The sequence below is a fragment of the Kitasatospora sp. A2-31 genome, from assembly GCF_022288725.1.
Taxonomy (GTDB): Bacteria; Actinomycetota; Actinomycetes; order Streptomycetales; family Streptomycetaceae; genus Kitasatospora.
In genome coordinates, this window is record NZ_JAKNTA010000003.1 from 211,477 (window position 1) to 236,005 (window position 24,529).

21 protein-coding genes and 1 pseudogene are annotated in these 24,529 nt (G+C 73.4%); 7 read left to right on the plus strand and 15 right to left on the minus strand.

The features are described 5' to 3' along the window. Positions 1-200: 200 nt before the first annotated feature. Together MCM47_RS09735 and MCM47_RS09740 are read right to left on the minus strand one after the other, a co-directional pair. Complete coding sequence (locus tag MCM47_RS09735; protein ID WP_238860409.1) at positions 201-1,088, minus strand: hypothetical protein; 888 nt, start codon at positions 1,086-1,088, stop codon at positions 201-203. Between the two features lie 322 nt (positions 1,089-1,410). Beyond that, positions 1,411-2,388 carry an NAD(P)H-quinone oxidoreductase gene (locus MCM47_RS09740; protein ID WP_238860412.1) on the minus strand — a complete coding sequence of 326 codons (978 nt, stop codon included), beginning with the start codon at positions 2,386-2,388 and terminating at the stop codon, positions 1,411-1,413. 156 nt (positions 2,389-2,544) lie between these two features. Between MCM47_RS09740 and MCM47_RS09745 the strand changes: the two genes are divergently transcribed. Then, positions 2,545-3,654: a TrkA family potassium uptake protein gene (locus MCM47_RS09745; protein WP_374209104.1), complete on the plus strand. Its 1,110-nt coding sequence runs from the start codon at positions 2,545-2,547 to the stop codon at positions 3,652-3,654. Between the two features lie 33 nt (positions 3,655-3,687). Here MCM47_RS09745 and MCM47_RS09750 read toward each other — a convergent pair whose 3' ends face one another. From MCM47_RS09750 to MCM47_RS09770, 5 genes and pseudogenes are all read right to left on the minus strand, one after another. Next, complete coding sequence (locus MCM47_RS09750; RefSeq protein WP_238860414.1) at positions 3,688-4,893, minus strand: molybdopterin molybdotransferase MoeA; 1,206 nt, start codon at positions 4,891-4,893, stop codon at positions 3,688-3,690. Continuing rightward, positions 4,890-5,147 (minus strand): annotated as a pseudogene (locus MCM47_RS09755) (DUF6457 domain-containing protein); the annotation flags it as partial. The pseudogene MCM47_RS09755 and the gene MCM47_RS09750, both read right to left, overlap by 4 nt. 167 nt (positions 5,148-5,314) lie before the next feature. Beyond that, the gene (locus MCM47_RS09760) at positions 5,315-5,896 is read right to left on the minus strand and encodes a molybdenum cofactor guanylyltransferase (RefSeq protein ID WP_374209105.1); all 582 of its coding nucleotides are present in this window, start codon (positions 5,894-5,896) and stop codon (positions 5,315-5,317) included. Positions 5,897-5,957: 61 nt separating this feature from the next. Next, positions 5,958-6,905, minus strand: a complete 948-nt coding sequence (locus MCM47_RS09765) for an MBL fold metallo-hydrolase (protein ID WP_238860416.1) — start codon at positions 6,903-6,905, stop codon at positions 5,958-5,960. Positions 6,906-7,095: 190 nt separating this feature from the next. Then, positions 7,096-7,857 (minus strand): polyprenol monophosphomannose synthase, encoded by a 762-nt coding sequence (locus MCM47_RS09770; RefSeq protein WP_238860418.1) that lies wholly within the window; start codon positions 7,855-7,857, stop codon positions 7,096-7,098. 247 nt (positions 7,858-8,104) lie between these two features. Between MCM47_RS09770 and manA the strand changes: the two genes are divergently transcribed. Continuing rightward, complete coding sequence (gene manA / locus MCM47_RS09775) at positions 8,105-9,304, plus strand: mannose-6-phosphate isomerase, class I (RefSeq protein WP_238860420.1); 1,200 nt, start codon at positions 8,105-8,107, stop codon at positions 9,302-9,304. 71 nt (positions 9,305-9,375) lie between these two features. Here the strand turns inward: manA and MCM47_RS09780 are convergent, their stop codons facing one another. Continuing rightward, positions 9,376-10,797 carry an acyltransferase gene (locus MCM47_RS09780; RefSeq protein WP_238860422.1) on the minus strand — a complete coding sequence of 474 codons (1,422 nt, stop codon included), beginning with the start codon at positions 10,795-10,797 and terminating at the stop codon, positions 9,376-9,378. A 274-nt stretch (positions 10,798-11,071) separates the two neighbouring features. On the opposite strand from MCM47_RS09780, the gene MCM47_RS09785 reads away from it, so the two are divergent. Beyond that, positions 11,072-11,638: a dihydrofolate reductase family protein gene (locus tag MCM47_RS09785; protein ID WP_238860423.1), complete on the plus strand. Its 567-nt coding sequence runs from the start codon at positions 11,072-11,074 to the stop codon at positions 11,636-11,638. Positions 11,639-11,722: 84 nt separating this feature from the next. Here MCM47_RS09785 and dnaB read toward each other — a convergent pair whose 3' ends face one another. Next, the gene (gene dnaB, locus MCM47_RS09790) at positions 11,723-13,267 is read right to left on the minus strand and encodes a replicative DNA helicase (protein WP_238861374.1); all 1,545 of its coding nucleotides are present in this window, start codon (positions 13,265-13,267) and stop codon (positions 11,723-11,725) included. Between the two features lie 529 nt (positions 13,268-13,796). On the opposite strand from dnaB, the gene MCM47_RS09795 reads away from it, so the two are divergent. Next, positions 13,797-15,125 (plus strand): MATE family efflux transporter, encoded by a 1,329-nt coding sequence (locus tag MCM47_RS09795; RefSeq protein WP_238860425.1) that lies wholly within the window; start codon positions 13,797-13,799, stop codon positions 15,123-15,125. Between the two features lie 126 nt (positions 15,126-15,251). On the opposite strand, the gene rplI is transcribed toward MCM47_RS09795, so the two are convergent. The 4 genes from rplI to rpsF all read right to left on the minus strand — a co-directional run bounded on the left by rplI (position 15,252) and on the right by rpsF (position 17,015). After that, positions 15,252-15,698: a 50S ribosomal protein L9 gene (gene rplI, locus MCM47_RS09800; RefSeq protein ID WP_238860427.1), complete on the minus strand. Its 447-nt coding sequence runs from the start codon at positions 15,696-15,698 to the stop codon at positions 15,252-15,254. 17 nt (positions 15,699-15,715) lie between these two features. After that, the gene (gene rpsR / locus MCM47_RS09805; protein WP_030304537.1) at positions 15,716-15,952 is read right to left on the minus strand and encodes a 30S ribosomal protein S18; all 237 of its coding nucleotides are present in this window, start codon (positions 15,950-15,952) and stop codon (positions 15,716-15,718) included. 78 nt (positions 15,953-16,030) lie between these two features. Then, complete coding sequence (locus MCM47_RS09810) at positions 16,031-16,627, minus strand: single-stranded DNA-binding protein (RefSeq protein WP_238860429.1); 597 nt, start codon at positions 16,625-16,627, stop codon at positions 16,031-16,033. Positions 16,628-16,724: 97 nt separating this feature from the next. Then, complete coding sequence (gene rpsF, locus MCM47_RS09815) at positions 16,725-17,015, minus strand: 30S ribosomal protein S6 (protein WP_148643846.1); 291 nt, start codon at positions 17,013-17,015, stop codon at positions 16,725-16,727. 299 nt (positions 17,016-17,314) lie between these two features. Here rpsF and MCM47_RS09820 point away from each other — a divergent pair, with 299 nt between their 5' ends. The 3 genes from MCM47_RS09820 to MCM47_RS09830 all read left to right on the plus strand — a co-directional run bounded on the left by MCM47_RS09820 (position 17,315) and on the right by MCM47_RS09830 (position 20,055). Next, positions 17,315-17,611: a hypothetical protein gene (locus tag MCM47_RS09820; RefSeq protein WP_238860431.1), complete on the plus strand. Its 297-nt coding sequence runs from the start codon at positions 17,315-17,317 to the stop codon at positions 17,609-17,611. Between the two features lie 237 nt (positions 17,612-17,848). Beyond that, positions 17,849-18,967: a peptidoglycan bridge formation glycyltransferase FemA/FemB family protein gene (locus tag MCM47_RS09825; protein ID WP_238860433.1), complete on the plus strand. Its 1,119-nt coding sequence runs from the start codon at positions 17,849-17,851 to the stop codon at positions 18,965-18,967. Between the two features lie 53 nt (positions 18,968-19,020). Then, entirely contained in the window at positions 19,021-20,055 is a 1,035-nt protein-coding gene (locus MCM47_RS09830) for an alanine racemase (RefSeq protein WP_238860435.1), read from the plus strand. Positions 20,056-20,062: 7 nt separating this feature from the next. On the opposite strand, the gene MCM47_RS09835 is transcribed toward MCM47_RS09830, so the two are convergent. Further along, complete coding sequence (locus tag MCM47_RS09835; RefSeq protein WP_238860437.1) at positions 20,063-21,718, minus strand: glycosyltransferase family 87 protein; 1,656 nt, start codon at positions 21,716-21,718, stop codon at positions 20,063-20,065. Between the two features lie 146 nt (positions 21,719-21,864). Then, entirely contained in the window at positions 21,865-24,528 is a 2,664-nt protein-coding gene (locus MCM47_RS09840; RefSeq protein ID WP_238860439.1) for a transglycosylase domain-containing protein, read from the minus strand. Position 24,529 lies beyond the last annotated feature (1 nt).

A 24,529-nucleotide genomic window follows, 5' to 3' on the forward strand; every position in this document is an offset into this window, starting at 1 on the left:
CCGCACCGCCCGCCACCACGCACGACGCTACGCCGCCGGGCGGGCTCCGGGTATCCGTACGGATACTCAGTCCGCGCCGCGGCGCAGCGGCGTTCTTCGGCAACGCCGCTCTTCCGCAGCGGGGTCCGCCGGCAGCGGGGTTCTCCCGCAGCGGGGTCCGCGCGGGCCGCCGGGCCGGCGGCGGCAGCGGGTGGGCGGGCTCAGCCCTTGCGCAACCGCAGGCCGATCAGACCGAGGCCGCAACCGATCAGACCGAGACCGGCCCCGAGCGGCAGCTGCCGGGTCGACGCGTCGCCCCAGCGCGCGGGGACGACGAGCGGGACGGCCGCGACGGCCTGCGGGGCGGACTCCCCCGCGGCGAGGGCAGCGGCCCCGGTCCCGGCGCCGTCCTCAGCCGGTCCGGCCCCGGTGGTGTCCGCCGCGGCCGGGTCGGCACCCGACACCGACTGCCCGGCCCCGACCGACGGCCCGGGCTGCGGCTCGACGGGCCGCTCCACCGACTCCCCGGGCTGCTGCCCCAGGGCGCGCTCGACCGGCTGCTGCGGCGTCCCCTCCGGGGCCCGGTCGGGAGCCCGGTCGGGAGCCGCCTCGGCGCGCTCGGGCGCCGAGGCCGGACGGTGCCGGTGCCCCTGGCCCCGCTCGGCCCACGGCCCGCCGGTCATCGCCCGGGGGCGGCCGGCCTGGTGGGGCGCCGCGGACTCCAGGAGCGGACCCGGGACCGGCGCCCCGACCGGCGCGGGCACGACGGACCCCGGCGGCGCGGGCGGGCCGGCGGGCGACGGTTCCGGTGCAGCGGCGGGGAACGACGGGCCGCCGGACGTCACGGCCCCCGCGGTGGGCGAGCCGGGCCGCACCGGCCCGGAGGCGGGGGCGGCGGAGGGGGCGGGCCCGGCCGCACCGGACGGCTCGGCGTCGGCGGACGGCCCGGGGGCGGGCGGTCCGGCGGAGGCCGGCTCGGCGTCCGACGTTCCGGTCGGCGTGGAGGCCCCCGGCCCGACCGACTGCCCGGCGGGAGCGGGGGGCCCCGCCGCGACCGCCACCGCGACGGGGGCGAGGGCCAGCGGGACGACCAGACCGAACACCGCCATCGCCTGCAGCGCCCGCAGTCGTCGAGCGGTACGGCATCGGGTCCGGCATCGGGTCCGGCATCGGGTCCGGCGGCCGGTACGGCTGCGGGACGGGACCGCGGCGGGCAGCGGCCCGAGGAGCGCGTTCGAAGGTGCGGCCACGATCGAGGTCCTTCCGACGGCCGGCCGCGTAGGGGCGCGGTCGGCGGCGGGACAGCTCCCGACCAGCCTCACACAATCCGACAATCCGGGCATTTCGAACGGCTGTGCACCGACCGGCACCACCGGCCGGCGCCCACCGCCCGCCGTGCCCGACCGCCCTCCGCCGGGCGGGACGAGGCCCCTAGGCCCGCAGCACCACCTTGCCGACCTGCTCGCCGTTCTCCAGCACCCGGTGCCCGTCGGCGGCGTCCGTCAGCGGCAGCACCCGGTCGATCACCGGCCGGACCACCCCGGACTCGACCAGCGGCCAGACGTGCTCGCGCACCGCCGCCACGATCGCGGCCTTCTCCGCCAGCGGCCGGCCGCGCAGATTGGTGGCGATCACCGCACCGCGCTTGCGCAGCAGGCTGTTGAGGTCGAGCTCGCCCTTCACCCCGCCCTGCAGACCGATGATCACCAGTCGGCCGTTGACCGCGAGCGCGTCCACGTTCCGCTGCAGGTACTTGGCGCCCATGATGTCCAGGATGACGTCCGCCCCGGCCCCGCCGGTGGCCTCCCGGATCGCCTCGACGAAGTCCTGCTCCCGGTAGTCGATCGCGATGTCCGCCCCCAGCTCGGTGCAGCGGGCGAGCTTCGCGGCGCTGCCCGCCGTCACCGCCACCCGGGCGCCGACGGCCTTGGCCAGCTGGATCGCCATCGTCCCGATCCCGCTCGCCCCGCCGTGCAGCAGCACCGTCTCGCCGGGCCGCAGGTGGGCCGTGAGGAAGACGTTCGACCAGACCGTCGCGACCACCTCGGGCAGGGCCGCGGCCTGCTCCAGGCTCAGCCCCTTCGGCACCGGCAGCAGCTGCCCGACCGGCACCGCCACCCGCTGCGCGTAGCCGCCGCCGACCAGCAGCGCGCAGACCTCGTCGCCGACCGCCCAGCCGGCCACCCCGGCCCCCAGCGCGGTGATCCGCCCCGAGCACTCCAGCCCCGGGTAGGGCGGGCTGCCGGGCGGCGGGTTGTAGAAGCCCTGCCGCTGCAGCAGGTCGGCCCGGTTGACGGCGGTGGCCGCCACCTCCACCAGGACCTCGCCCTCGCCGGGCACCGGATCCGGCACCTCGGCCCAGACCAGCGCCTCGGGGCCGCCGGGTTCGGGAATCGTCATCGCATGCATGCCCCGAAGCTACTCCGCGCCGACCGGCCGCGGGGTGCGCCCCGCGCGGCCCCCGCCCGCGCACCGCCGCCGGTACCGGCGCAATCGCACCCGCCGACACGCCCGGGCCGCCGACCCGGGGCTCCAGGGCCCCGGCACGCGGCCATCCTTGGGTACGTGACGAACGGTGAGCAGCCCGCACAGACCGGCCGATCCGGCCTCCGACCGCGCCTGCCGGGGCGCCGCACCGGGCGGGCGGAGACCGACGTCGAGGCCGGCGACCGGGTCGTCCTCCCGGCGCAGCAGCCGCGCCCGCCGCTGCGTCAGGTGTCCGGGCGGCTGCTGGTCGCCTTCGGCGTCCTGATCGTCACCACCGTGCTGGTCTGGCTCGACCGCGACGGCTACAACGACAACGCCGGCGGCGGGGTGAGCTTCCTCGACGCGGCCTACTACGCCACCGTCACGCTCTCCACCACCGGGTACGGCGACATCACCCCGTTCAGCGACAGCGCCCGGCTCACCAACATCTTCGTGATCACCCCGCTGCGCGTGCTCTTCCTGATCATCCTGGTCGGCACCACGCTCGAAGTGCTCACCGAACGCACCCGCCGGCAGTGGCGGATCGGACGCTGGAGGTCCGCAGTGAGGGAACACACCGTCGTGATCGGCTACGGCACCAAGGGCCGCAGCGCCGTCGACACCCTGATCGGCCAGGGCGTGCGCCGGGACGAGATCGTGGTGGTCGACCCGCAGCGCAAGGTCGTCGAGCAGGCCACCCTGGACGGGCTGGCCGGCGTGGTCGGCGACGCCACCCGCACCGACACCCTGCTCCGTGCCGAACTCCCCCGCGCCGCCCGGGTGGTGGTCGCCCCCGAGCGCGACGACACGGCCGCGCTGATCACCCTGACCGCCCGCCAGCTCAACCGGGGCGCCACCGTCGTCGCCGCCGTCCGCGAGGACGAGAACGCCCCGCTGCTGCGGCAGAGCGGTGCGGACGTCGTGGTCACCAGCTCGAGTTCGGCGGGCCGGCTGCTCGGCATGTCGATGCTCAGCCCGCACGCCGGCGCGGTCATGGAGGACCTGCTCACCTACGGCACCGGCCTCGACGTCCACGAGCGCCCGGTGACCCGGGCCGAGGCCGGGCACAGCCCGCGCGAGTGCGCCGACCTGGTGGTCGCGGTGGTCCGCGGCCGGCGGGTGCTCAACTACAACGACCCGGAGGCCGCCACCCTCCAGCTCACCGACCGGGTGATCACCATCCGCCCGGCCGCCCCGCCGGCCGGCTGACCACCCCCGCCCGTCCCCGGTGGCCGCCGGCCGTCACGGGGCCTCCAGCAGTTCGACCGCCGCCCCCGCCGCCACGCCGCCGGGCGGCACCACGGCCAGCGCGTCCGCCCGGGCCAGCCCGCGCAGCATCGCCGGGCCGTCGAAGGCCAGCGGGACGGCGCCGCACGCGGTGCGGCGCACCGGGAGCAGCCGGGTGTCCGCGGGGTGGCCGGGCAGGTCGACGGCGGCCGGTGCGAGGTCCGGTTCCTCGGCCACCCGCCCGACGAGGGCCTGCAGCAGCGGGAGCGCCAGCGTCACGGTGCCGGCCACGGCGGCCAGCGGGTTGCCGGGCAGGCCCACCAGGTGTCGGCCGCCTGGGAGTTCGGCGAGCAGCATCGGGTGGCCGGGGCGGACGGCGACCCCGTCCACCAGCAGCCGGGCGCCTGCCTCGGCGAGGGCCCGGTGCAGGAAGTCCACCGGCCCGGCCGCCGTCCCCCCGGTGCTGACCACCACGTCGGCGGTGGAGTGCCGGACGGCGTCCCGCAGCAGGCCGAAGTCGTCCCGGACCGCGCGCACCCCGGCGACCTCGGCACCGGCCGCCCGCAGCCACGGCGGCAGCAACGGGCCCAGCGCGTCCCGGACCAGGCCGGGACGCGGCAGCCCGGACTCCAGCAGCTCGTCACCCAGGACGAGCAGCTCGACCACCGGCCGGCGGCGGACGGCCAGCCGGTCGTGGCCGCAGGCGGCGGCCAGGCCCAGCACCGCCGGCCCGACCGGGGTGCCGGCGGGCAGCAACGCCTCGCCCCGACGGCACTCCTGGGCGCGCGGGCGGACGTCCTGACCGGTGGTCAACGGGGCCGGTCCGCGGTCGTGCAGCAGCGCCCCGCTCAGCTCGCCGTGCTCGCGGCGGAGCACGGCCGTGGCGCCGGGCGGCAGTTGGGCACCGGTGGCGATCTCGACGGCGGCTCCGTCGTCCAGCGCCGCAACGGCCGGCCGACCGGCCAGCAGCCGGCCGGCCACCCGCCACGGGCCCGGTCCGGCGACCGCCCAGCCGTCCATCGCCGAGGTGTCGAAGGCGGGCAGGTCGGTGAGGGCGGCGAGCGGCTCGGCCAGGGTGCGGCCGAGCGCCTCGGCGAGGTCGACCGGCTGCGGCGGCAGCGGGCGCAGCCCGGCCCGGCGGGCGGTCTCCCGCGCCTGCGGCCAGGCCGACGGCCCGACGGAGGGCGTGCCGAGCACGGCGGGCTCCTCGACGGTGCTCACCGCTGTTCCGGCTCGGCCGCCGCGGCGGCCCACCGCTCGGCCAGCTCGGCGGTCCGCCGCGACGCCTCGGCGACGGCCTCGGGGCCGCCGCCGCGTTGCGCGGCGGCGTAGCCGACCAGGAAGGCGGTCAGCGGCGCGGCGGGCCGGTCGACGCCGTGCGCCACCACCCGGGCGAGGTCGAGCAGCCCGCGGACGTCGACCTCCAGGTCGACCCCCAGCTCGGCTCCGACCTCGGCGATCCAGTCATCCAGCGTGCGCTCCATGGGCCCCATGCTGCCCGATCGCCGGTTTCCCCGGGGCGTTTGCCCCGTGAGCGGCGCGCGTCGTTTCCCGCGCGCGGGCACGGGCCCCCCGTGAACGCCCGGCCGTACGGGCCCGTACGGACCCATAGCGGACCGCGGCGGATAGGCGCGGCCGCCGCCTACCCGCGGTCGCGGTCGCGGGCCTGTTCCAGGTCCTCCCAGGTGTCGCAGTCGTAGGTGACGCCGTCGGTGTCGGCCAGCCGCAGCGTGCGCAGGCCGCCGGTCAGGCGGCGCAGCGGCAGGCCGGCCGGGTCACCGAGGGAGGCGAGCACCCCTCGCAGGGCGGCGGCGCGGTAGGCGGCGGCGAGCGGCTGGTCGCGGCCGCCGGCGTCGACCAGGACGACCGCCTCGGTCTCCCGGTCCGCCGCGGCGAGGGCGCCGGCCAGCCGCCGGACGGTCCGCTCGTCGAGGAACGGCAGGTCCGCGGCGAGCAGCAGCACGATCTCGGCCGTGGTCGCGGCGAGGCCGGCCGCGACGGCCGCCACCGGTCCGCCGCCGGGCGGGTTCTCGCGGGTCCAGCGCACGTCGGCGGTGGCGGTGGGCCGGGCCGGGCCGACCACCACGGTGGTCCGGGCGCCGGCGCAGGCGGCGAGCACGCGGTCGAGGAGCGACCTCTCACCGACGGTCAGAGCGGGTTTGTCCACCCCGCCGAGCCGCCGGGCGGCGCCCCCGGCCGGCACGATCACGTCGTACGGCGTCATGCCGCCAGTATCCGCCCCGCCCGTGGGCGGCCCGGCCCCGCGCCGGTACCGCCCCGGTGCGTCAGGCCTCGTCGTCCTCCGGCTCGACCGGCACGGCCGCCTCACGCTCGGCCGGAGCCTCCTCGCCGGTCTCCCGGGCGGTGTTGGCGGCGGCGCTCAGCTCCAGGACGGCCGGCAGCGTCAGCTCGCCGTACCGCTCGTTCATCGCGGCGGCCAGCGCCTCCGGATCGGCCGGGTGCTCGGCCAGCAGCCGGTCGAAGTCCTGCAGGTACTCGCCGGTGAAGGCGAGCACCCGGGCCGCGTCGTCGTCCTGGCCGGGCGCCCGGTGGCCGGCGATCACCCGGTCGGCGCCGAGGTCGGCGATCCGGCCGAGGTTGTGCACCCAGGCGGTCCGCTGCTCCGGGGTGGTGTCCGCGGTCCAGACGTGGGTGCCGTTGTAGACGAAGTCGCCGGCCACCACGGTGCGGATGCCGGGCACGTGGACCACGGTGGAGCCGCTGCAGTCGCCCTGGCCGAGCAGCAGCACCGGGACCACCTGCCGGTCGATCATCAGCGGCTGGGGCAGCAGCTGCGCGGGCACCAGCGGATGGTCCGGGATGTCGTCGCCGTAGACCGGCTTCCACTGGGCGACCTTGGCGGCGGCGGTGCGCAGGATGCCCTCCACCACCGGCGGCGCGGCCAGCAGCTGCGCGTCCGGGAAGAGCCGGAGCACCTCCTCGGCGCCGAAGTAGTGGTCCGGGTGGTGGTGGGTGATCACGATGGCGAGCAGCCGGCGGCCCTTGCCGGCCACCCACTCGGCCAGCTCGCGCCCCGCGCTGCGGGTGAGCTGGGCGTCGACCAGGATCGCGGTCCGCTCGCCGAGGATCAGCGTGGAGGTGGCGAAGAAGGCCGATTCGGGGCCGGTGAAGACGGCGGTCTCCAGCGGTCGGGCCGGCGGCGCCCCGTTCGCGCGGTTCGCCCCGTCCGCGCGCTCCGCGCCGGCGCTCTCCTCGGGCGGGGACGGCGTCACTGGCTGCTCCTCCTGGTCGGCGGTCGGACTCCCGGCGCCCTGCGGCGCGGGAGGTACGCCCCACAGCATGGGAGCACCGGCCGCCGAAAGCCCGGAAGGCGCGCCCGGCGGCGTGCCGAAGCGCCCCGGCCCGCCCGTGGAGAACGGGCGTGCCGGGGCGCTTCAAGCGTTCCGGACGGGGTGCCGGCCGTCAGCCCTTGCGGCCGGTCAGCTTGGCGAAGCGGGCGGCGAGGCCCCAGGAGGTGACCCGCCAGAGCGCCTCGACCACGATGTGGCGGCTCATCTTGGAGGCACCGAGCTCGCGCTCGACGAAGGTGATCGGCACCTCGGCCACCTTGAAGCCGGCCTTCACGGTGCGCCAGGCCAGGTCGACCTGGAAGCAGTACCCGGCCGAGGCGACCTCGTCCATGCCCAGCCCCAGCAGCGTCTCCTTGCGGAACGCCCGGTAGCCGCCGGTGACGTCCCGGATCGGCACGCCCAGCATCAGCCGCGAGTACGTCGACCCGCCGCGCGAGAGCAGCAGCCGGGACTTCGGCCAGTTCACCACCCGGCCGCCCGGCACCCAGCGCGAGCCCAGCACCAGGTCGGCGCCGCGCAGCGCGCCCAGCAGCCGGTCCAGCTCCTCGGGCTGGTGCGAGCCGTCCGCGTCCATCTCGACCAGGACGTCGTAGCCGTTGTCGATGCCCCAGCGAAAGCCCGCCAGGTAGGCGGCGCCCAGGCCCTCCTTGCCCCGTCGGTGCATGACGTGCACGTTCGGGTCCTCGGCGGCCAGCTTGTCGGCCAGCTCTCCGGTGCCGTCGGGGCTGTTGTCGTCGGCCACCAGGACGTGTGCCTCGGGCACCGCGGCGCGGACCCGGCCGACGATCCGCTCGACGTTCTCCGCCTCGTTGAACGTCGGAATGATCACCAGCACCCTGCCGAGATCAGCAAAACTCTGCTGGTTCACGGTCACGTACAAACCTCTCGGCCGGTGGCGGGAAGTGCCAGTCACCGTGCCCGCACTCTGAACGCATCCCCGTCGGCAACCCGCCGACCTGGTCACCACGGTGGAAACCACTGCGTCCTGGCATCCTACTACCGCCGCCTCGCGCCCCCGGAACCGCTGGGGCACTCCCGGCCGCCGCCCACCGTTTCCCCTGCGGTGACATCGGTCGGCTAGGGTCGGTCCCCGGCCTTCGAGAAGGAGCAGAACCGCGCGCATGGACAGGCTCGTCAACACAGTCCGCCCGTACGCCTGGGGTTCGGTCACGGCACTCCCGGAGCTGCTCGGACAGGAACCGACCGGAGAACCCCAGGCCGAGCTCTGGATGGGCGCCCACCCGGGCGCCCCCTCCCGCGCCGACCGCGGCGAGGGGCCCCGCGCTCTGGACGAGCTGATCGCCGCCGACCCCGAGCGCGAGCTGGGCGCCGCCGCCGTGGCGCGGTTCGGCCCCGCCCTGCCGTTCCTGCTCAAGATCCTGGCCGCCGGCATCCCGCTGTCGATCCAGGCCCACCCCACCCTCGACCAGGCGCGGGCGGGCTTCGCCGCGGAGAACGCCCTCGGCATCCCGCTGGACGCCCCGCACCGCAGCTACCGCGACGCCAACCACAAGCCCGAACTCATCTGTGCGCTCGGCGACTTCGACGGGCTCTGCGGCTTCCGCCGGCCGGCCGAGGCGGCCGCCCTGCTGTCCGGCCTGGGCGTCCCCGCCCTCGCCCCGCTGATCGCCCTGCTCGGCGTCGAGGACGAGTCCGAGGCCCTGCGCTCCACGCTGGTGGCCGTGCTCACCATGGACGACGCCACCGCCGAGGCCGCCGTCCGGCAGACCGCCGAGGCGGTGGAGAAGGCCGCCGCCGAGGACCCGGACGGCCCCTACGCGCTGTACACCCGGATCACCCGCGAGTTCCCCGACGACCGCGGCCTGATCGCAGGCCTGCTGCTCAACGCCGTCCGGCTCCGGGCCGGCGAGGCGCTCTACCTCGGCGCCGGCGTCCCGCACGCCTACCTGCACGGCGTCTGCGTCGAACTCCAGGCCAACTCCGACAACGTGCTGCGTGCCGGACTCACGCCGAAGCACATCGACGTGCCGGAGCTGCTCAAGGTGGTCGGCTTCACCCCGGGCGCTCCGGACCTGCTGCTCCCGGTCCCCGTCGACGGCACCCCGGGCGAGGAGCTCTACCCCGTGCCGATCGACGAGTTCCGGCTCTCCCGCTTCACCCTGGACGGCCACGAGCGCGAGATCGACGGTCGCGCCCCGCAGATCCTGCTCTGCACCGCCGGCACCGCCCGCCTCACCGCCGCCGACGGCACCGTGCTGGAGCTGACCCGCGGCGAGTCCGCCTTCCTGCCGGCGACCGGCACCGCCACCCGGCTCGACGGCGCCGACGCCACCGTCTTCCGCGCCACCGTCACGCTCTGACCCGGCCGCCGTACGGCGAAGGGCCCGCCCCCCCGACGGGGAGGCGAGCCCTTCCGCATGCGGACCGGCGGTCAGTGGCCCCGGTGCCCGGGGCCGCCCGCACCGCCCGCGCCGACCTCGACCGGCACCGGCGGCTCGGTCCGGTCCGACGCGGCCGCGGTCGCCCCCACCGGCGCCGCGGCGACCACCAGCGGGTCGACGACCGGCCAGCGGCGGTCGACCGCCTTGCTGACCTTCTTGCCCAGCTTCTGCACCGGAAGCTCCACCAGGCGGTACATCAGCCAGCTCGCCAGCATGATCACGGCGAGGTACTCGACCGTCCAGATCACCTTGCCGCCGGTCGTCGGCGGAACCTTGGGCACCTCCAGCAGGTGCTGGAGGGTGTGCACCAGCGGGACGTGCAGCAGGTAGAGCGAGAAGCTGATCGCGCCGAGCCAGGTCAGCGGCTTCGGGAAGCGGCGCTTGCGCAGCGCCATGCCGATGCCGAAGGTGATCCAGGCCGCGAGGTAGGAGCCGGCCCAGGCCCGCCAGCCGGCCGTCCAGGTGTTCTGCTCCATGCCGTCGCGGTTGTACATCCAGGCGACGGCCACGCCCGCCGCGATCACGAAGCCGCAGCAGAGGACCGCCTGGAGGCGGTCGATCTGGCGGTGCTCGGCGCGGTAGAGGACGGTGCCCGCGAACATCGTCGCGAAGATCATCAGGGTCTGGTACATCGGGGCCCGGCTGTTGTTGTACATCAGCACGAAACCCAGCAGGCCGAGCGTGATCGCACCGGTGCGGACCAGGTTCTGGCGGCCGCTGAGGATGCAGGCGAAGGCGAAGACCACGATCAGGACGGAGCCCCAGACCAGGTTCCGGGTCGAGGCGACGTCGTGGGTCAGCGTGTGAGAGGCGATGGAGGTGCCGAAGAGCAGCGCCACCGCGGCGAAGCCGACCGCGAGCGGGCCGCTGCGGCGGTGCTGGCCGATCGCGAAGAGCGCGGTGACCATGTAGTAGAAGACCATCTCGTAGCTGAGGGTCCACATGACGCCGAGGCCGTTCCAGACGCCCATGAAGTCCTGCAGCATGGTCGAGTTGGCGGCCAGGTAGACCAGGTCGTGGTCGGTGGCGAAGAGGGCGACCGATCCGTCCCCCTTCGGGATGATGGCCAGCGCCACCACGATGCCGAAGACGATCGGCGGCCACAGCCGGAAGAACCGGCCGATCCAGAACTGCCGCATGTCCCCGCGCCGCTCCAGCGAGGCCGGGATGATGTAGCCACTCACCAGGAAGAACAGCATCACGCCGTAGAGACCGAGGTCCGCGTGCCACCAGATGAAGGCGGCCATGCGGTCCGGCAGCATCTTCAGGACGTCGAAGTGGTGGAGGGCGACCACCAGGGCGGCCACGCCGCGGAGCGCGTCGAGCCAGCCCAGCCGACTGGCCGGCCGGCCCGCCTGGGCTTTCGTGCTTCCCCCGGCCCGGCGGGCGGACAGCTGTCGTATCGTCTTCACGGCAGGTGACAGTAGTCCATGGCGCCGTGGAGCTCCCCTTCAGACTGCGGCGGTTGACCCCTCCGGAGTGGTCTCCCGGCGCGGCCGGCCGGCCGCGGGGACGGACCGCCCCCGCATCCCCCGAGGTCAGGCGGCGCAGCGGTGGGCTCCCACCGCTTGCGCCGCTCTCCGCGCCCCGAGCCCGGGCACCACCGGCCAGCCCGGATCGCGCACCGATGCGCTCCCGCGCCACGCTGGTCTGGAGGCCGGACACCCACCGACGGAAGGCTGGGCCATGCGGAAGCTGATCTACGGCATGAACCGGACCCTGGACGGCTACATCGCCGCCGCCGGAGACGACATCGGCTGGAGCGGACCACCGAGCCGGGAGCTGTTCCAGTGGTGGCTCGAACTGGAGCAGGCGAGCGGCCTGTCGCTCTACGGGCGCAAGCTGTGGGAGACGATGAGCTCCTACTGGCCGACCGGCGACCAGCGGCCCGACGCCACCCCGGCGGAGATCGCGTTCGCGCGGAACTGGCGGGACACGCCGAAGGTGGTGTTCTCCTCCACGATCGACGAGGTCGACTGGAACGCGCGCCTGGTCACCGGCGATGCGATCGCCGAGATCACCCGGCTCAAGGCCGGGGACGGCCCCCCGATGAACATCGGCGGCGCCACGCTCGCCGGGGCGGCCGTGCGGGCCGGGCTGGTCGACGAGTACGTGATCGCCACCCATCCGGTCCTGGTGGGCGGCGGCACGCCGTTCTTCACCGCGCTGGACGGCTGGGTGGACCTTGACCTGGTCGAGACCCGGACCTTTCCCGGCGGCGTGGTCCTGACCAGGTACGGGACGAGGCGCTGAGCAACCCCCCGCCGTCCGGCGGCTCGGACGGGTCCACCCCCTCGTCGGATCCGGCCACGAACCGGGACCCCACGGCGGACCGGGTCAGTCCCGGGTCATGTCGACGAAGCGCGAGTAGTGCCCCTGGAAGGCGACCGTGATGGTGGCCGTGGGGCCGTTACGGTGCTTGGCGACGATCAGGTCGGCCTCGCCGGCGCGGGGCGACTCCTTCTCGTAGGCGTCCTCGCGGTGGAGCAGGATGACCATGTCGGCGTCCTGCTCGATCGAGCCGGACTCGCGGAGGTCGGAGACCATCGGCCGCTTGTCGGTGCGCTGCTCGGGGCCACGGTTCAGCTGCGAGAGCGCGATCACCGGCACCTCCAGCTCCTTGGCCAGCAGCTTCAGGTTCCGCGACATGTCCGAGACCTCCTGCTGGCGGTTCTCGGCCCGGCGCGAGCCGCCCGACTGCATCAGCTGGAGGTAGTCGATGACGATGAGCTTGATGCCGTTGCGCTGCTTGAGCCGGCGGCACTTGGCCCGGATCTCCATCATCGACAGGTTCGGGGAGTCGTCGATGAACAGCGGCGCCTCGCTGACGTCCGGCATCCGGCGGGCGACCCGAGTCCAGTCGTCGTCCGTCATGTTCCCGGAGCGCATGTGGTGCAGCGCGACCCGGGCCTCGGCGGAGAGCAGGCGCATCGCGATCTCGTTGCGGCCCATCTCGAGCGAGAAGATCACGCTCGGCAGCTTGTTGTGGATCGAGCAGGCCCGGGCGAAGTCCAGCGCGAGGGTGGACTTACCCATGGCCGGACGGGCCGCGATGACGATCATCTGACCGGGGTGCAGCCCGTTGGTCAGCGCGTCGAAGTCGGCGAAGCCGGTCGGGACGCCGGACATCTGGCCGTTGCGGGAGCCGATCGCCTCGATCTCGTCGAGGGCGCCCTCCATGATGTCGGCCAGCGGCGCGTAGTCCTCGTTGGTGCGCTGCTCGGTGACGGCGTAGATCTCCGCCTGGGCGGCGTTGACGATCTCGTCGACGTCGCCCTCGGCGGCGTAGCCCATGCCGGCGATCCTGGTCCCGGCCTCGACCAGCCGGCGCAGCACGGCGCGCTCGTGGACGATCTCGGCGTAGTACTCCGCGTTGGCGGCGGTCGGGACGGAGTTGACCAGGGTGTGCAGGTAGCCCGGGCCGCCGACCCGCTGGAGCTCGCCGCGCTTGGTCAGCTCGCCGGCCACGGTGATCGGGTCGGCCGGCTCGCCGCGGGCGTAGAGGTCGAGGATCGCGCCGTGGATCAGCTCGTGGGCGGGCCGGTAGTAGTCGGCCGGCTTGAGCACCTCGACCACGTCGGCGATGGCGTCCTTGGAGAGCAGCATGCCGCCGAGGACGGACTGCTCCGCGGCGAGGTCCTGCGGCGGGACCCGCTCGAAGCCGTCGCCGCCGTCGGGCCGCTCGTCCTCGCCCTGGCGTCGCCTGCCGTCCCGCTGGAAGCCCCCGGAACCGCCCTTGCCGCCCTTCTGGAAGCCGCCGCCCTGGAAGCCGCCCGGGCCCTGGCCGTTGCCGCGCCCGCGCGAGACCGGCAGCCGGTCGCCGGGGCCGTCGGGGAACGGCGCGTCGGCGAAGGCGCCCGCGGGGAAGGGGTCGTCCGAGATCGGCCAGTCCTCCTCGGGCGGCGGGGCGTCGTGGTCGTCGTACTGGGGGCCGGTCACGCGTGTTCCCCGATCAGCGAGTGGTGCGAGTTGGAGCTGGCCTTGCCGGTGGCTGGGTGGAACGGAGCCGCGCTCCTCCCTCGCCGCGCTCCTCTTTCTACGGCACCGCACCGACGGAACGGACGCCAGGGGGCGGGTGGGAGTGTCGGGCGGAGGGCCCACGCTAAGGCGCCGGACGCCCCCGCGCCAAGGTGGTTATCCACAGGGGGTGTGGACGGTCGCCCCCAGGCTGTGGAGAACTGCCGCAATCCTGTGGACACCCCTGTGGAAAGCCCTGTGGATAACCTGACGATCGCTCCACCGTCAACTCGCTGACCTGCGGTGACCCCTTCCGGGGGCTGTGCATGAGAAATACTTCACACACGCCCGGGTGGCCGTGGACACACACCGCGCCGAAGCCGTCGCTCAGGATTTCGAGTAATGCCCCACTACTACTGGCGGTCATTACCTGTGGATGAGTAGCCTTGTCCGCATGACCGCCCCCACCACCGCCCGCCGCCGGCACGACCGGGAGATCCTCGGGCTCGCCGTTCCCGCGTTCGGCGCCCTGGTCGCCGAGCCGCTGTTCCTGATGGCCGACTCGGCCATCGTGGGCCACCTCGGCACCGCGCAGCTGGCCGGCGTCGGCGTCGCCTCGGCCGCCCTCACCACGGCCACCGGGGTGTTCGTCTTCCTCGCCTACGCCACCACCGCGGCGGTGGCCCGCCGGATCGGTGCCGGGGACCGCCGGGCCGCCGTCCAGCAGGGCATCGACGGCATCTGGCTGGCGCTGGCGCTCTCGGTCGGCGTGGTCGCGCTGACCCTGCTGCTGGCCCCCTGGACGGCCGACGTGCTGGGCGCCTCGGCGACGGCCGCGCCGTACGCCGTCACGTACCTGCGGCTCAGCGCGCTCGGCATCCCGGCGATGCTGGTGGTGATGGCCGCCACCGGCGTGCTCCGCGGCCTGCAGGACACCCGGACGCCGCTGGCGGTGGCGGTCGCCGGCTTCGCCGCCAACCTCGTCCTGAACCTCGGCCTGGTGTACGGCGCGGGGCTCGGGGTGGCCGGCTCGGCCTGGGGCACGGTGCTGGCACAGACCGGGATGGCCGCCGCCTACCTCTTCGTGGTGGTCCGCGGGGCTCGCCGGGAACGGGCCTCGCTGCGGCCGGACGCGGCCGGTATCCGGGCCTGCGCGAAGGCCGGCGGCCCGCTGATGGTCCGCACGCTGAGCCTGCGTGCGGTCCTGATGACCGCCACCGCCGTGGCCGCCGGGCTCGGCGACGACGAGATCGCCGCGCACCAGATCGCCATGACCGTCTTCCTGTTCATCGCCTTCGCGCTGGACGCCATCGCGATCGCGGGCCAGGCCATCATCGGCCGCTGCCTGGGCGCCTCGGACGTGCCCGGCGCCAGGGCGGCCACCCGGCGGATGATCGAGTGGGGCATCGGCTCGGGACTGGTGCTCGGCCTCCTGGTGGTGGTCGCCCGGCCGCTGTACGTGCCGCTGTTCACCCCCGATCCGGCGGTGCAGGCCCAGCTGAACACCGTCCTGCTGCTGCTCGCCCTCTGCCAGCCGGTGGCCGGCCTGGTCTTCGTGCTGGACGGGGTGCTGATGGGCGCCGGCGACGGGCCGTACCTGGCCTGGGCGATGCTCGGCACGCTGGCCGTCTTCGCCCCCGTGGCCCTGGCCGTACCCGCGAGCGGCACCGGGCTGGCCGGGCTCTGGTGGGCGATGAACCTGTTCATGCTGGTCCGCGGCGGCTTCCTGGCCTGGCGGGCCCGCGGCGGCAAGTGGCTGGTCACCGGAGCGGTCCGGGGCTGACCGCCCGCCCCGGCGCCGTGCGGGGGCCCCGGCCCCCGCCCCCGCCCGCGTTCCCGCCCCGGGAAACGACCGAGGGCCGGCCTCCCCGGAAGGGGGAGGCCGGCCCTCGGGCCGCTACTGAGGAACTCAGGCGGCGACGACGGCGACGTCCAGGTTGGCCAGGACATCGGCGTGCAGCTTGACCGAGACCTTGTGGGTGCCCACGGTCTTGATCGGCGAGGCGATCGCGACGGCGCGCTTGTCCACGGCGGGGCCGCCGGCGGCCTTGATGGCCTCGACGACGTCGGCCTGGGTGACCGAGCCGAACAGACGGCCGGCCTCGCCCGAGCGGACGGCCAGCTTGACCTGGACGCCCTCGAGCTTGCCCTTGACCTCGTTGGCGGCCTCGAGGGTCTGGATCTCGTGGATCTTGCGGGCGCGACGGATGGCGTCGACGTCCTTCTGGCCGCCCTTGGTCCAGCGGATGGCGTAGCCACGCGGGACCAGGTAGTTGCGGGCGTAGCCGTCCTTGACCTCGACGACCTCGCCGGCGGAGCCGAGACCCGGCACCTCGTGCGTGAGGATGATCTTCATTATTCGGTCACCCTCTCTTAGCGCGCGGTGCTGGTGTAGGGCAGCAGCGCCATCTCACGGCTGTTCTTCACGGCCGTGGCGACGTCACGCTGGTGCTGGGTGCAGTTGCCGGTCACCCGGCGGGCACGGATCTTGCCGCGGTCGGAGATGAACTTCCGCAGCAGGTTCGTGTCCTTGTAGTCAACGTAGTTGACCTTGTCCTTGCAGAAGACGCAAACCTTCTTCTTCGGCTTGCGAGCAGGCGGCTTCGCCATTGTGTGCTCCATTTGGGGTTCACGCCCCGGCGGGCGTCCTGGGACGCCGGCGGCCGGGCCGCACGAAATCTGTCAGCTCTAGAACGGGGGCTCTTCGGAGAAACCGCCGCCGGACGGGGCACCCCAGCCGCCGCCGCCCTGGTTGCCACCAGAGGGAGCGCTGGACGCCCAGGGGTCGTCGGACGGACCGGACTGGCCGCCGGAGTTGCCACCCCAGCCGCCCTGCTGGCCGCCACCGCCGCCCCAGCCACCGCCCTGGCCGCCGCCCTGCTGGCCGCCGCCGAAGCCGCCGCCACCGGGAGCGCCGGACCGGTTGGCCCGGGTGACCTTCGCGGTCGCCGAACGCAGGCTCGGGCCCACCTCGTCGACCTCGACCTCGAAGACCGTCCGCTTCTCGCCTTCCTTGGTCTCGTAAGACCGCTGGCGCAGCCGGCCCTGCACGATGACGCGCATGCCGCGCTGCAGCGACTCGGCGACGTTCTCCGCCGGCTGCCGCCAGACGTTGCACGTGAGGAAGAGGCTCTCGCCGTCCTTCCACTCGTTGGTCTGGCGGTCGAAGGTGCGGGGAGTGGACGCGATGCGGAACTTCGCGACCGCCGCACCCGACGGGGTGAAACGCAGCTCGGGGTCGTCGACGAGATTGCCGACGAGGGTGATGACGGTCTCGCCTGCCATGGTGGTGATGACCTCTCCGGAAGAGTTCCGTTCACCGCTGTTTCACGTGAAACAGCGGACGCGAGCTACCCGAGGCCCGAGGGCCTCAGCGGGTGGCTCAGTGGGTGTCCGGGCGCAGGACCTTGGTCCGCAGAACCGACTCGCTCAGGCCCAGCTGGCGGTCGAGCTCCTTGACGACCTCAGGCGTGGCCTTCAGGTCGATGACCGAGTAGATGCCCTCGGACTGCTTGTTGATCTCGTAAGCCAGACGGCGGCGACCCCAGGTGTCGACCTTCTCCACCTTGCCGCCGCCGTTGCGGACGACGGTGAGGAAGTTCTCGATCAGGGGGGCGACAGCGCGCTCCTCGACCGAGGGGTCGAGGATGACCATCAGCTCGTAGTGACGCATGAGTAACCCACCTCCTTTGGACTCAGCGGCCACGGTCTCTCCGTGGCAGGAGGGTTGTGCAGCGTCGGCACCGGAGCAGTGACGACACCGGCTCACCGTAGCGGCCGGGTCCGACAATCGGCCCCGCCGACCCTCAAGAGGGCACAAGGGGGCACAACTACACCAGTGCAGACCGCACAGCCTACCCGCACCCGGACGGCCGAACAAAACGCATAGGGGTTGTGAGACCCGCGCAACCGCCGCAATCTGGACGGAACGGGTTTCCTGCTCGTTCGTCTCCTCGCCAGGAGGTAGGACTCATGGCTCTCACCATCCACGGGCTCCCGCTCACCCTGAACACCGACGGCCACCGCCACCCGCGGGAGAACACCCTGGTCGGCATCACCGCCGTCCTGGGCGTGCTGGCCTTCACGACCTCGTTCTTCCACAACTTCCACGTCATGAGCTCGTGGACCGGGCTCTTCGGCATCGTCTCCGGGCTCTGGGGCCAGTTCGTCTCCGTCACCACGGCCGAGCGGTTCGTCCTGGTGATCGCCCTGGCCGCCTCCGCGTGGGGCTTCTACCTGGGAATCGCCAGGGGCGGCCTCTTGGGTTAGGGCGGACCCGCCCCCGGGCCGTACGGGCCCAGCGCCCCCCGGCCCTCGCCCGGTCGGCCGTCCCGGCCGTCCCGGCCGTCCCGCCAGGAACCCCCGGCGCCCCCGTCGCGTACCTACATGCAGGAGACAGGTACGCGACGGGGGCGCTGCCGCGCCCGCAGCCGCAGGGGCACCGGGCGATACAGTCACCCCGAGAACCCGGGGCCCACCGAGCCCGACCGACGAGGAGCACCGAGCATGAGCCTGCGCCTGAGGACGATCACCCGCGAGGAGCACCTCGCCTTCATCAGGAGCCGCGCCTCGGCCAGCCACATGCAGGTGCCGTCCTGGGGCGATGTGAAGGCCGAGTGGCGCTCGGAGTCGATCGGGTGGATCGACGAGGCCAACCAGCTGGTCGGCGCGGGCCTCGTGCTCTACCGCCAGCTGCCGAAGGTCAAGCGCTACCTGGCGTACCTGCCCGAGGGCCCGGTGATCGACTGGTTCGACCGCGACCTGGACCGCTGGCTGCAGCCGATGCTGGCGCACCTGAAATCGCAGGGCGCCTTCTCGGTGAAGATGGGCCCGCCGGTGGTCATCCGCCGCTGGAACGCGCCGACCATCAAGGAGGCCATCGCCGGCAAGCAGGCCAAGCGCCTGCGCGACATCGAGGCCGACTGGTACGAGCCGCGCGCCTTCGAGGTGGCCGACCGGCTGCGCAAGGCCGGCTGGCTGCAGGGCGAGGACGGCGGCGCCGGCTTCGGCGACGTCCAGCCCCGCTACGTCTTCCAGGTGCCGCTGGCCAACCGCTCGCTGGACGACATCCAGAAGGGCTTCAACCAGCTCTGGCGGCGCAACATCAAGAAGGCCGAGAAGAGCGGCGTCGAGGTGGTCCAGGGCGGCTACGACGAGCTGCCGATCTTCCACCAGCTGTACCTGGTGACGGCCGAGCGCGACCGCTTCACCCCGCGGCCGCTGTCGTACTTCCAGCGCATGTGGAAGGCGCTCACCGCCGAGGACCCGAACCGCATGCGGCTCTACATCGCCTACCACGAGGGCGAGCCGCTGGCCGCGACCACGATGCTGGTGGTCGGCGAGCACGTCTGGTACTCCTACGGCGCCTCGGCCAACCACAAGCGCGAGGTCAAGCCGTCCAACGCGGTCCAGTGGCGGATGATGCGCGACGCCTACGCCCTCGGTGGCGGGGTCTACGACCTGCGCGGCATCAGCGACACCCTGGACGAGAACGACCACCTCTTCGGCCTGATCCAGTTCAAGGTCGGCACCGGCGGCCAGGCCGCCGAGTACCTCGGCGAGTGGGACTTCCCGCTCAACAAGCTGCTCCACAAGGCCCTCGACCTGTACATGTCGCGCCGCTGAGCCGCCGCCGAGCAGCGTGCCCGCCGTGACCGACACCCCTGGGAGATGACCCGATGACGCTGTCGCTCTACCTCGACACCGAGCGCTGGCGCGCCCACCAGCGCTCCGTCCTGGCCGAGTTCCCCGGCCTGGTACCGGTGGCGAAGGGCAACGGCTACGGCCTGGGCAACCACCGGCTCGCCGAGGAGGCGACCCTGCTCGGCACCGGGGTGCTGGCGGTCGGCACCGCCTACGAGGCGGCCGACGCGGCCGACTGGTACGGCGGCGAGCTGCTGGTGCTCACCCCGTACCGGATCGGCGAGGAGGTGCTGCCGCTGCCGCACGCGCGGGTGATCCGGACGGTGGCGAGCGTCGACGGGCTGCGTGCGCTGCACGGCGCCCGGGTGGTGGTGGAGTGCATGACCACCATGCGCCGGCACGGCGTGGGCGCCGCCGACCTGGCGGCGGTCGCCGCCGAGCTGGACGGCGTCTCCTTCGAGGGCCTGGCGCTGCACCTGCCGATGGACCGGCCGGACGGCTCCAGCCCGGTGGAGGAGGTGGCGTACTGGGTGGACGCCGCCCGGGCCGCCGGGATCCCGGTGCACACCGTGTTCGTCAGCCACCTCGGCGCGGCCGGGATGGAGCAGCTGGCGCAGCGCTACCCGGACACCGTCTTCCGGGCCCGGATCGGCACCCGGCTCTGGCTCGGCGACCACGGCGCGCTGGAGGTCCGGGCGACCGTCCTGGACGTCACCCGGGTCTCCAAGGGCGACCGCTACGGCTACCGCCAGCACCCGGCGCCGTCCGACGGCCACCTCCTGGTGGTCGCCGGCGGGACCGCGCACGGCATCGGCCTGGAGGCGCCCAAGTACGTGCAGGGCATGTCCTCCCGGGCCAAGGGGATCGCCCGGGCCGGCCTGGCGACGGTCAACAAGACCAAGTCGCCGTTCCACTGGTCGGGCAAGCAGCTCTGGTTCGCCGAGCCGCCGCACATGCAGGTCTCGCTGCTCCTCCTGGACAACGACACCAAGCCGCCGGCGATCGGCGACGAGCTGACCCTTCAGGTGCGGCACACCACCACCCACTTCGACCGGGTGGTGGACCGCTGACGGCGCTCTACTGACGCGCGGTACTTCCGGCCGGCTCCGCGGCGGGTGGCTCGTCCAGCCACTGCTCGGGGCCGGCCGGCGCGTATCCGGCGTAGCTCGCCTCCTCCTGCAGCCGCCGGGCGGTGCCGAGCACGAAGACGTCCGGGGCGTGGTCGAGCACCCCGCCGGACGGGTCGTCGCTGCCGTCCCAGCGCACCGGATCGCGGTCCGGGAAGAGGATGTCGCGGACCACCACGGACACCAGGTAGAGCGTCCCGGCCAGGTGCAGCACGATCGCGAAGTGGTACCAGGACTCGCCGATCCCATGCTGCTTGGGGCCGGTGACGAAGCCCAGGTGGGACCAGATGCCCAGGGTGTAGAGCACCTCGCAGGCCTGCCAGACCAGGAAGTCCCGCCAGCGCGGCCGGGCCAGCACGGCGAGCGGGATCAGCCAGAGCACGTACTGCGGCGAGTAGACCTTGTTGACCAGGACGAACGCGGCCACCACCAGGAAGGCCAGCTGCACCAGGCGCGGGCGGCGGGGCGCCGAGACGCCGAGCCAGGCGATGGCCAGGCAGCAGAGCACCATCAGCACCCCGATGTAGACGTCGAGGTTCTCCAGGCTCGCGCCCCGACCCTGCATCAGGATCAGCCAGAAGGAGCCGTAGTCCTCCTTGCGGTGCTTGCTGAAGACGTAGAAGGTCGACCAGCCCTGCCAGTTGGCCAGCATGATGGGCAGGTTGACCACGAGCCAGGCGCCGACCGCCCCGCCCAGCGCCGCACGGAACTCGCGCCACTTCCCGGCGCGCCAGCAGAGCACCAGGAGCGGGCCGAGCAGCAGCACCGGATAGAGCTTGGCCGCGGTGGCGAGACCGATGAACACGCCGGCCCAGAGCGGCCGCGAGCCGGCCCACCAGGCCAGCGCGACGGCGGCCAGCGCGACCGCCAGGAGGTCCCAGTTGACGGTGGCGTTCAGCAGCAGGCAGGGCGCGAGGGCGAACAGCAGGGCGTCCCAGGGACGGCGGCGGTGGGTCCGGGAGACCGCCACCACGGCGACGACCGCACAGGCCGTCAGCAGGCCCGCGTTGATCGCCCAGAACCACTGCTCCTGGCTCGTGGTCGTCCCGCCGCCCGGCGTCACCCAGGCCGCGATCTGCATGAAGAGACCGGTCAGCACGGGGTACTCGAGGAACTGCAGATCGCCGGAGGTGCCCGGGATCCGGTCCACGTACGGGTGCAGGCCGGCCGCGAAGCCGCGCCCGGAGAACAGGTGCGGGATGTCGCTGTAGCAGGCGTGGATGTACTGCGGCGAGCCCGGCTGGAACCAGGCGCCGTCGTAGCAGGGCAGCTGCCGGACCATGCCCAGCACCGAGACCACGATCACCACCAGCGCCAGGAAGCGCGCCGGGATCCACCAGGAGACGCCCAGCAGGGCGCGCCGCCCGGGCGGCCCGCCGATCACCTCGCTGCCGGCTGCCGCGACCGGGTCCTCGTCGGCCGGGACGACCACCGTGTTGGCCGGCGGCTCGGCCGTCCCGGACCGGCCCGGGGCACCGACGGGTTCCCCGGCGACGGCGGAGGCCGAGGCGCCGGCCGAGGCCGTTCCGGGTGCCGCCGGATCGGGCCCGGCGCCCTCGATGGGCCCGGTCTGGCCGGCGGAATCGTCACGAGCGCTCGACGTCATGCCGGACATCCTGCCGCACCTCCCGCGGCTGGACGAGGAGGACCCCTCGCCGGTCCCGGCGCGATCCGGCGAATCCCGACGAAACGGCGGTGGCGGCCCTCCGAGGAGGACCGCCACCGCCGTGGTGCGTCGGGGACCGGGGCCCGTCAGGGCGCCGCCTGGGCGCCGCCGGCACCGGTCGCGCTGGGCGACGTGGTCGGCTTCGGCGGCTTGCCGCTCGGGCTGGTCGACGACGTGGGCGAGCTCTGCGTCGGCTGCGGCGAGGTGCAGATCCCGAGGATGCAGGTCGGCGAGGGGCCGCTGGTCTGGCCCCCGCCACCGCCGCCGCCACCGCTGCCGCCGCCACCGGGCGTCGGGTGGGTCTTGGTCGCCGACGGCGTGGGCACCGTGCCCGGGCAGTCCACGCCCGGAACGCAGGCCGGCCCCTGGGTGGCGGTCGGCTGCGGCTGCTGCGGGGCACCCGGGTCCGCGGTCTGGGTCGGGGCGGTCTCGGTGGCCGAGGGCGAGGTGCTCGGCGTGGCCGTGCTCGGCGCGCCCGAGGAGTCCACCTGGCTGCCGACCGGCTGCGGGCTGGGGAAGTCCAGCTTCTTCTCGTTGGCCAGGGCGGCCTTCATGTAGCGGGTGAACACGTCGGTCGGGGTGTCACCACCGTGCACCGAGTCCTTGCCGCCGGTGCCGTTGAGCGACAGCCGCTCGTGCTTGGCCGGGTCCTCGCGCCACATCGCGACGCTGGTGGCCAGCTGCGGGGTGTAGCCCACCCACCAGGCCGACTTGTTCTGGTCGGTGGTACCGGTCTTGCCGGCGACCGGACGGCCCAGCGCGTTGGACTTCGAACCGGTGCCGTTCTTGGCCACGTTCACCAGCACGTCGGTGACGTTGTCCGCGACGGCCGGCTCCAGCGCCTGCTTCAGCTCGGGCTTCTTGAACCCCGGGCGCTCGACGCCGTTCAGCTCCACCTTGGTGACCGAGTACGGGTCGGCCTGCTTGCCGCTGGCGGCGAGCGTCGCGTAGGCGTCGGCCATGCGGATCGGGCTGATGCCGGAGGTGCCGAGCGGGAAGGTCGTCGTCTTGGTGTCGACGAAGCTCTCCTTGCGCACGCCCATCTTCTCGGCGATGTCGGCCACGTTCTGGCCACCGACGTCCTGATTGAGCTGGACGAACGGGACGTTGTACGACCACTGCATGGCCTGTCGCAGCGAGACGTAGCCGCGCTTGCCCTTGTCCTCGTTCTTCTGCCGGTAGGGCTTGCCGGTCGTGTCGTCCATGATCAGCGAGCCGTCCGGCCGGCGGATCTCGGACATGTCGTCGGAGAGGTAGCGGCTGTCGGCGTTGATCCGCTTCGGCTTGCCCTTGTCGTCGGTGGCGGTCTGCACGCCGACCTGCATCGCGGCGGCGAGCACGAACGGCTTGAACGTCGAGCCGACCTGGACGCCCTGGGCGTCCGCGTTGTTGTCGAAGTGCTGGTTCTCCACGCCGTCGCCGCCGTAGATGGCGACGATCGCGCCGTCGCCGGGCCGGATGCTGGCCGCGCCGAACTGGACCCAGTTGTCGTTGTCCGGGCGCTTCTGCGGGTTGAGCGTCTCGTTCCGGACGTCGTCGACGGCCTTCTTCAGGGCGTCGACCTTGTCCTTCTCGAAGGTCGTGTAGATCTTGTAGCCGCCCTTGGCGAGCGCCTGCTGGTCGATCTTCGGGTCCTTGGCCGTGACGTACCGGTTGGCGACGTCCACCAGGTAGCTGATCTGGCCGTTCATGTTGGTCGGCGGCACCGGCTTGATCGGATCGGGGAACGTGGTGCACTTGGCCCGTTCCTCGGCGGTGGCGTTCTTGGTCTCCACCATCCGGTCCAGGATCCACTTCCAGCGCACTTCGGCGCGCTCGTGGTTGCCCTTGATGCTCGGGTCGTAGAGCGCGGCGCCCTTGAGCAGACCGGCCAGCATGGCGCTCTGGCAGAGGTCGAGGTCCTTGGCGTTGACACCGTAGTACGCCTGGGCGGCGGCCTGGGCACCGGTGCCGCGGCCGAACCAGCTGGTGTTCAGGTACCCCTTCAGGATCTCTTCCTTCTTCATGTCCTGATTGACCTTCAGGGTGATGAAGAACTCCTTCACCTTGCGGGTGAGGGTCTGCTCCTGGGTGAGGTACGCGTTCTTGACGTACTGCTGGGTGATGGTCGACGCACCCTGGGTCTGGCCGCCCTTGGCCATGTTGTAGACCGCGCGCAGCATGCCCTTGGGGTCGATGCCGCTGTCGGTGCGGAAGCTCTCGTTCTCGGCCGCGATGACCGCGTTCTGCAGGTTGGGGCTGATGTCGGAGAGCTCGACGATCTGACGGTTCGTCTCGCCCTTGCGGGTCATCTCGGTGCCGTCGGCCCAGTAGTAGATGTTGTTCTGTTCCTTCACCAGATCCTTGAGCGGCGGGATCGTGGTGCTCTGGTAGATGAAGAAGACCGTGCCGACGCAGGCCGCGAAGACGATCAGGAACGTGCTGAGCCAGAGCCGCCAGGACGGCAGCCAGCGGCGGAAGCCCTGCTTGCCGAAGCGCGGGTAGTCGATGAAGCGCTTCTTGCCCGGCTTGCCGTCCCGGCCGGCCGCGGACGCGGGAGCGCCCGCGCCACGCTTGCCGCCGCCCTTGGCGGCCGCCTTGCGCATCTCGGCGCGGGTCATCCGGGGCTGCTGGGCCGTCTCCCGGACGCCCGGGGAGCGCCGCCGGAAACCCTCCGAGCTGAGCTCGTCCCGGTCGGCTCCGCCCGTCCCGCCGCCGTCGCCCGGCGGCTGCCCGTCTCCGTTGGGCGACCTGCGCCGTCGTTCGCTCATG

Excerpts from the sequence above, each read along its gene's own strand:
- MCM47_RS09735 (WP_238860409.1), bottom strand. The coding sequence starts at position 1,088 with ATGGCGGTGTTCGGTCTGGTCGTCCCGCTGGCCCTCGCCCCCGTCGCG.
- MCM47_RS09740 (WP_238860412.1), bottom strand. The coding sequence starts at position 2,388 with ATGCATGCGATGACGATTCCCGAACCCGGCGGCCCCGAGGCGCTGGTC.
- MCM47_RS09760 (WP_374209105.1), bottom strand. The coding sequence starts at position 5,896 with ATGACGCCGTACGACGTGATCGTGCCGGCCGGGGGCGCCGCCCGGCGG.
- manA (WP_238860420.1), top strand. The coding sequence starts at position 8,105 with ATGGACAGGCTCGTCAACACAGTCCGCCCGTACGCCTGGGGTTCGGTC.
- MCM47_RS09785 (WP_238860423.1), top strand. The coding sequence starts at position 11,072 with ATGCGGAAGCTGATCTACGGCATGAACCGGACCCTGGACGGCTACATC.
- MCM47_RS09795 (WP_238860425.1), top strand. The coding sequence starts at position 13,797 with ATGACCGCCCCCACCACCGCCCGCCGCCGGCACGACCGGGAGATCCTC.
- rplI (WP_238860427.1), bottom strand. The coding sequence starts at position 15,698 with ATGAAGATCATCCTCACGCACGAGGTGCCGGGTCTCGGCTCCGCCGGC.
- rpsR (WP_030304537.1), bottom strand. The coding sequence starts at position 15,952 with ATGGCGAAGCCGCCTGCTCGCAAGCCGAAGAAGAAGGTTTGCGTCTTC.
- MCM47_RS09810 (WP_238860429.1), bottom strand. The coding sequence starts at position 16,627 with ATGGCAGGCGAGACCGTCATCACCCTCGTCGGCAATCTCGTCGACGAC.
- rpsF (WP_148643846.1), bottom strand. The coding sequence starts at position 17,015 with ATGCGTCACTACGAGCTGATGGTCATCCTCGACCCCTCGGTCGAGGAG.
- MCM47_RS09820 (WP_238860431.1), top strand. The coding sequence starts at position 17,315 with ATGGCTCTCACCATCCACGGGCTCCCGCTCACCCTGAACACCGACGGC.
- MCM47_RS09825 (WP_238860433.1), top strand. The coding sequence starts at position 17,849 with ATGAGCCTGCGCCTGAGGACGATCACCCGCGAGGAGCACCTCGCCTTC.
- MCM47_RS09830 (WP_238860435.1), top strand. The coding sequence starts at position 19,021 with ATGACGCTGTCGCTCTACCTCGACACCGAGCGCTGGCGCGCCCACCAG.
- MCM47_RS09835 (WP_238860437.1), bottom strand. The coding sequence starts at position 21,718 with ATGACGTCGAGCGCTCGTGACGATTCCGCCGGCCAGACCGGGCCCATC.
- MCM47_RS09840 (WP_238860439.1), bottom strand. The coding sequence starts at position 24,528 with ATGAGCGAACGACGGCGCAGGTCGCCCAACGGAGACGGGCAGCCGCCG.